This window comes from uncultured Aureimonas sp. (genome assembly GCF_913775355.1).
In the GTDB taxonomy this organism is placed as follows: domain Bacteria; phylum Pseudomonadota; class Alphaproteobacteria; order Rhizobiales; family Rhizobiaceae; genus Aureimonas.
Genome location: NZ_CAJYIU010000301.1, coordinates 1 through 5,002 on the forward strand (window position 1 = coordinate 1; position 5,002 = coordinate 5,002).

General features: G+C 69.3%; 6 protein-coding genes. 2 read left to right on the top strand and 4 right to left on the bottom strand.

Going from position 1 to position 5,002, the window contains the following annotated elements:
* Positions 1-1,131, top strand: a 1,131-nt coding sequence (locus QZ753_RS18405) for an ATP phosphoribosyltransferase regulatory subunit (RefSeq protein WP_294645760.1), incomplete at its 5' end; no start/stop codon positions are given.
* Positions 1,128-1,817 carry an ATP phosphoribosyltransferase gene (gene hisG / locus QZ753_RS18410; protein WP_294645761.1) on the top strand — a complete coding sequence of 230 codons (690 nt, stop codon included), beginning with the start codon at positions 1,128-1,130 and terminating at the stop codon, positions 1,815-1,817. The genes QZ753_RS18405 and hisG, both read left to right, overlap by 4 nt.
* A gap of 61 nt (positions 1,818-1,878) precedes the next feature.
* On the opposite strand, the gene QZ753_RS18415 is transcribed toward hisG, so the two are convergent.
* From QZ753_RS18415 to QZ753_RS18430, 4 genes are all read right to left on the bottom strand, one after another.
* Positions 1,879-2,265 carry a DoxX family protein gene (locus QZ753_RS18415; RefSeq protein ID WP_294645763.1) on the bottom strand — a complete coding sequence of 129 codons (387 nt, stop codon included), beginning with the start codon at positions 2,263-2,265 and terminating at the stop codon, positions 1,879-1,881.
* 155 nt (positions 2,266-2,420) lie between these two features.
* On the bottom strand, positions 2,421-3,812 hold the full coding sequence (fumC, locus tag QZ753_RS18420) for a class II fumarate hydratase (RefSeq protein ID WP_294645764.1): 1,392 nt from the start codon (positions 3,810-3,812) through the stop codon (positions 2,421-2,423).
* A gap of 144 nt (positions 3,813-3,956) precedes the next feature.
* A complete protein-coding gene (locus QZ753_RS18425; protein WP_294645765.1) occupies positions 3,957-4,151 on the bottom strand; it encodes a CsbD family protein in 195 nt (64 codons plus the stop codon).
* A gap of 89 nt (positions 4,152-4,240) precedes the next feature.
* The coding region (locus QZ753_RS18430) for a sulfite exporter TauE/SafE family protein (protein WP_294645766.1) at positions 4,241-5,002 on the bottom strand (762 nt) is incomplete at its 5' end.

The window sequence follows — 5,002 nt, forward strand, 5'->3', positions numbered from 1 at the left end:
AGCCCGGCGCCCTTCGACGCCGCGCTCGCAGCCCTGTTCGCCGATCTCGGCGCGGTGACGGTCGAGACGCCGCTCCTGCAGCGTGCCGAGCCCTATCTCGACACGGCCGGCGAGGACCTGCGCCGGCGCATCTTCCTGACGCGCGGCGAGGGCGACGAGACGCTGTGCCTGCGGCCCGACTTCACGATTCCCGTGTGCCTTGCCCATATCGAGGGGGCTGCCGGCCTGCCGCGGCGCTACGCCTACAACGGACCCGTGTTCCGCCAGCGCCGGGGCGAACCGGCCGAGTTCCGTCAGGCCGGCATCGAGAATCTCGGCGAAGAGAACCGCGCGGCCGCCGATTCGCAGGCGCTGGCGGAAGCGCTGGCCGCCCTAAGCGCCTGCGGGCTTCGTGAGCCGGCCGCGGTGACCGTCGGCGATCAGGCGCTGTTCGAGGCGTTCCTCACCGCGCTCGATCTGCCGGCCGGCTGGCAGCGCCGCCTCATACGCTGTTTCGGGCGCGACGACCTTCTGGAGGCCGCGCTCGCCGCGCTGTCGCGCGAGGCGGACAGCGACCCGCTCGATCTCGACCCGGCGGTGCGCGCGCTGCTGCGCAGCGGGGACACGGCGGCACTCGCCGACCACGTCCGCACGCTGATGGACGCGGGCGGCCTGCCGCCCAACCGTGGGCGGACCCCCGAGGAGATCGCCGAGCGGCTGGTCGAGAAGATGGCGCTCGCCAACACGCGGCTGCGCTCGGCCTATCTCGACCGCTTGCGGGCGTTTCTCGCGCTGGACTGCCCGCTTGACGAGGCGACCACGCGGCTGGAGGCGATGGAGGCGGAATCGGGCGTCGAGTTCGGGCCGGCGCTGGAACTCTTTCGCGCCCGCGCCGCATCGCTGCGGGCGGCCGGCGTCGATCTCGGTCCCATCCGCTATCTCGCCGCCTTCGGCCGCACGCTCGACTACTACACCGGCCTCGTGTTCGAGATCGCCGCCGCGCCCGGTGAGCCGCCCCTTGTCGGCGGCGGGCGCTACGACCGGCTCGTCTCCTATCTCGGCGCGCCGACGCCGATCCCGGCGGTGGGCTTTGCGCTCGATCTCGATCGGATCGCGGCCGCCACGGCCGACCAGGGGGAGGGCCGGCCATGACCCTGACGCTCGCCATTCCATCCAAGGGCCGCCTGAAAGACCAGTGCGTGGGAGCGCTGGGTGAGGCCGGCATCACGGTCCACCCGAGCGAGGATGCGCGCTCCTACCGCACCCGCGTCGAGGGGGCGGAGGGGCTGGAGGTGCTGCTTCTCTCGGCGTCGGAGATCGCGCGGGAACTGCGCGACGGGGCGATCGACCTCGGCGTCACCGGCGAGGATCTCCTGCGTGAGACGATGCCCGACTTCGACCGGCGCGGGCGCATCGTCTCACGGCTCGGCTTCGGCCATGCCGACGTGGTGGTGGCGGTGCCCGACAGCTGGATCGATGTCGAGACGATGGAGGATCTCGGCGACGTCGCCGCCTCGTTCCGCCAGCGCCACGGACGACGCCTCCGCATCGCGACCAAGTACTGGCGGCTCACGCAAGGGTTCTTCACGAGGAGCCACGGCATCCAGAGCTACCGGATCGTCGAGAGCCTCGGGGCAACCGAGGGCGCCCCGGCGGCAGGCTCGGCCGACATCATCGTCGACATCACCTCCACCGGGTCGACGCTGACCGCCAACCGGCTGCGCGTCCTGAAGGACGGGGTGATCCTGCGATCCGAGGCGTGTCTCGCCCTCGCACATCGCACGGACGGGGATGCCGGCCGCGCGGCGGCGCTGGACGCGCTGATCGCGCGGTTCTGACCCACGCAAAACGGCAGCCCCGAGGGGCGGCCGCTCAAGAGGCACGGATCGCGGCGTGCGATCAGGCGCGGGCGAGCGTCGGGGTGCCGCGGCGTGCGTCCACCGAGTAGGCGCCGGCGCCGACCGCGCCGAGCACCAGGAAGCCGCCGACGATCGACAGGTTCTTCATCGCCTGCGTGGCGTCGCCCATGTGGGCGGTCAGGATCGTGCCGACCGTGAAGACCGCGAGGACGTAGGCGACGATGCGGGTCTGGAAGCCGACGAGGATCGCGAGGCCGCCGAAGAACTCCACCGCGCCGACGAGATAGGCCATGGCGATGCCGCCGGGCACGCCGAGGCTGGCGAGATAACCGGCAAAGCCGGCCGCGCCCGTCAGCTTGCCGAAGCCGGACACGATGAAGAGGATCGAGAGGAGGACGCGTCCGGCGAGAAGGGCGGCGGAATTCATGGGGGTTGGCTCCGTGGTGGCCGTGTTCGATGGCGCGGACTGTGCTCGAAGCGCGGGCTGCGGTATAGCCGGCCGCCGCGCGACTGTTCGTCAACAAAAAGCGCCCCAATCGAGACGATTGGAGCGCTTCCAGATGCCAATTTCCGGGCTTTCTGTCAGCCCGGACGCGTCATCGCCGCCGGGTCGACGATCCGGTCGTAGTCCTCGCCGGACACGAGACCGGAGGCGAGGGCCTCCTCGCGCAGGGTCGTGCCCTTCTTGTGGGCGGTCTTGGCGATCGTCGCGGCGTTGTCGTAGCCGATCGTCGGGGCGAGCGCCGTCACCAGCATCAGCGACTGTTCCATCAGCGACCGGATGCGATCCTCGTTGGCCTTGATGCCGTCGACGCAATGCTCGCGGAACGAGTCCATGCCGTCCGCCAAAAGGCGGATAGAGGACAGGACGGCGTTGGCGATCACCGGCTTGAAGACGTTGAGCTCGAAATGGCCTTGGCTCGAGGCGACCGTCACCGTGGTCTCGTGGCCGAACACCTCGGCGCAGAGCATCGTCAGGGCCTCGGCCTGCGTCGGGTTCACCTTGCCCGGCATGATCGAGGAGCCCGGCTCGTTCTCGGGCAGCGAGAGTTCGCCGAGGCCCGAGCGCGGGCCGCTCCCCAAGAAACGGATATCGTTGGCGATCTTGAAGAGATCGGTCGCCAGCGCGTTGAGCGACCCATGGAAGAAGGTCAGCGCGCCGTGCGAGGCCAGCGCCTCGAACTTGTTCTCGGCGGTGCGGAAGGGGAGGCCGGTGAGCTTGGCGATCTCGTCGGCGATCTTCACGTCGAAGCCGACCGGGGCGTTGAGCCCGGTGCCGACGGCGGTGCCGCCTTGCGCCAGCGCGTAGACGTCCTCGATCGCCTGCTCGATGCGGCGCTTGCCCAGCTTCAGCGCGGCGGCGTAGCCGGAGAACTCCTGGCCGAGCGTGATCGGGGTGGCGTCCTGCGTGTGGGTGCGGCCGATCTTGATGATGTGGTCGAAGGCCTTGGCCTTCGCGTCCAGCGCGTCGTGGAGCTTGTCGATCGCCGGCAGGACGCGGTTCGTCGCCTCGATCGCGACGGCGACGTGGATCGCGGTCGGGAATACGTCGTTGGACGACTGGCCCATGTTGACGTGGTCGTTCGGGTGCACCGGTTTCTTCGAGCCCATCTCGCCGCCCAGCGCCTCGATGGCGCGGTTCGAGATGACCTCGTTGACGTTCATGTTGGTCTGCGTGCCCGAGCCCGTCTGGTAGACGACGAGCGGAAAATGGTCGTCGAGCCGGCCCGAGATCACCTCGTCGGCGGCCGTGACGATCGCATCGGCCAGCGTCGCGTCGAGCTTGCCGTAGCCCTGATTGACGCGCGCGGCGGCCTTCTTGACGGTGGCGAGCGCGTGGATCACGGCGATCGGCTGTCGGTCGGTGCCGATGCGGAAGTTGTTCAGCGAGCGCTCGGTCTGGGCGCCCCAGTAGCGATCGGTGGCCACGTCGATCGCGCCGATGGAATCGGTCTCGCGGCGGGTCTTGGTCATCGCATTTCCCTCGGAAAGCCGCCCGCGCAACGCCGGGCCGTCCGGGCGGCGTTACCATGCCGTGCGGCGGCGAGAAACCCGTCGCGCACACGAAAAAGCCGGCCTTTCGGCCGGCTTTTCCCACTCAAACGATTCGTACGCGGGTCAGTGCTTCTTGAGGCCGACCTGGTCCTTCATGGCGTCCTTGACCTTGCCGTAGTTCTTCTGGGTCTTGCCCTCGGCCTGGTCCGCCATGCCGTCGGCCTGGAGACGCTCGTTGCCGACGAGCTTGCCAGCGGCTTCCTTGATCTTGCCGCCGATTTCCTTCGCGCCGCCCTGGACCTGATTCTTGTCGACCATGGAATTGCTCCGTTTCGTTGGGCCAGCTCATGCTGGCGTCGGGGAAAAAACGGGAGCCGAGAAATTAGGTTCCTGGCCAAGAATTACATTTATGTAAGGAGCGTGACGATCTGCTGGAGGCAGAGGACGCAGATCAGGATGCCGACGATGCGCAGGAGGAGCCGCTCGGGGATCCGCCGCACGGCGTAGCCGGCGAGCGGTGCGGCGAGGATGCCGCCGGCGATCAGGCCGAGCACCGAGAGGGCATGGGTCGAGAGGTCGCCAGCTTCCTCCCAGTGCCCGGTTACAAGGGCGAGGAGGAACGACAAGGAGACGGCGAGCGTGATCAGGAACTCCGCCGCGTTCACCGTGCCGATGACGTAGCGCGGCTGCCCGCCGGCCCCTAGAAGCCCCGAGGTCACGATCGGCCCCCAGCCGCCGCCGCCGACCGAATCGAGGAAGCCGCCGGCCGCCCCCAGCGGCGGCACGAGATGCATCGGCGTCGCCGCGCGCGGCATCTTGCGGAACGAGCGCAGCGTCAGCATCGCGCCGATGATGCCGAGATAGGCGGCGACGAACGGCCGGATCGTGGCGCCGTCGACGGAGGTGAGGACATAGGTCCCGAGCACGCCGCCGAGGATGCCGAAGGGCACGAGGCGGCGGAACAGCTTCCAGTCGATGTTGCGGTTGGCGATGTGGGCGGTGCCGGAGGCGGCGGTGGTGAAGAGCTCGGCCGTGTGCACCGAGGCCGAGGCGACGGACGGCGGCACGCCGAAGCCGAGGAGGACGGTCGAGGAGATGACGCCGTAGGCCATGCCGAGCGCGCCGTCGACGAGCTGCGCCAGCGCGCCGACGAAGAAGAAGATGAAGAA

What these genes read in the sequence shown, in the direction of transcription:
- hisG (WP_294645761.1), top strand. Translation starts at nt 1,128, where the DNA reads ATGACCCTGACGCTCGCCATTCCATCCAAGGGCCGCCTGAAAGACCAG.
- QZ753_RS18415 (WP_294645763.1), bottom strand. Translation starts at nt 2,265, where the DNA reads ATGAATTCCGCCGCCCTTCTCGCCGGACGCGTCCTCCTCTCGATCCTC.
- fumC (WP_294645764.1), bottom strand. Translation starts at nt 3,812, where the DNA reads ATGACCAAGACCCGCCGCGAGACCGATTCCATCGGCGCGATCGACGTG.
- QZ753_RS18425 (WP_294645765.1), bottom strand. Translation starts at nt 4,151, where the DNA reads ATGGTCGACAAGAATCAGGTCCAGGGCGGCGCGAAGGAAATCGGCGGC.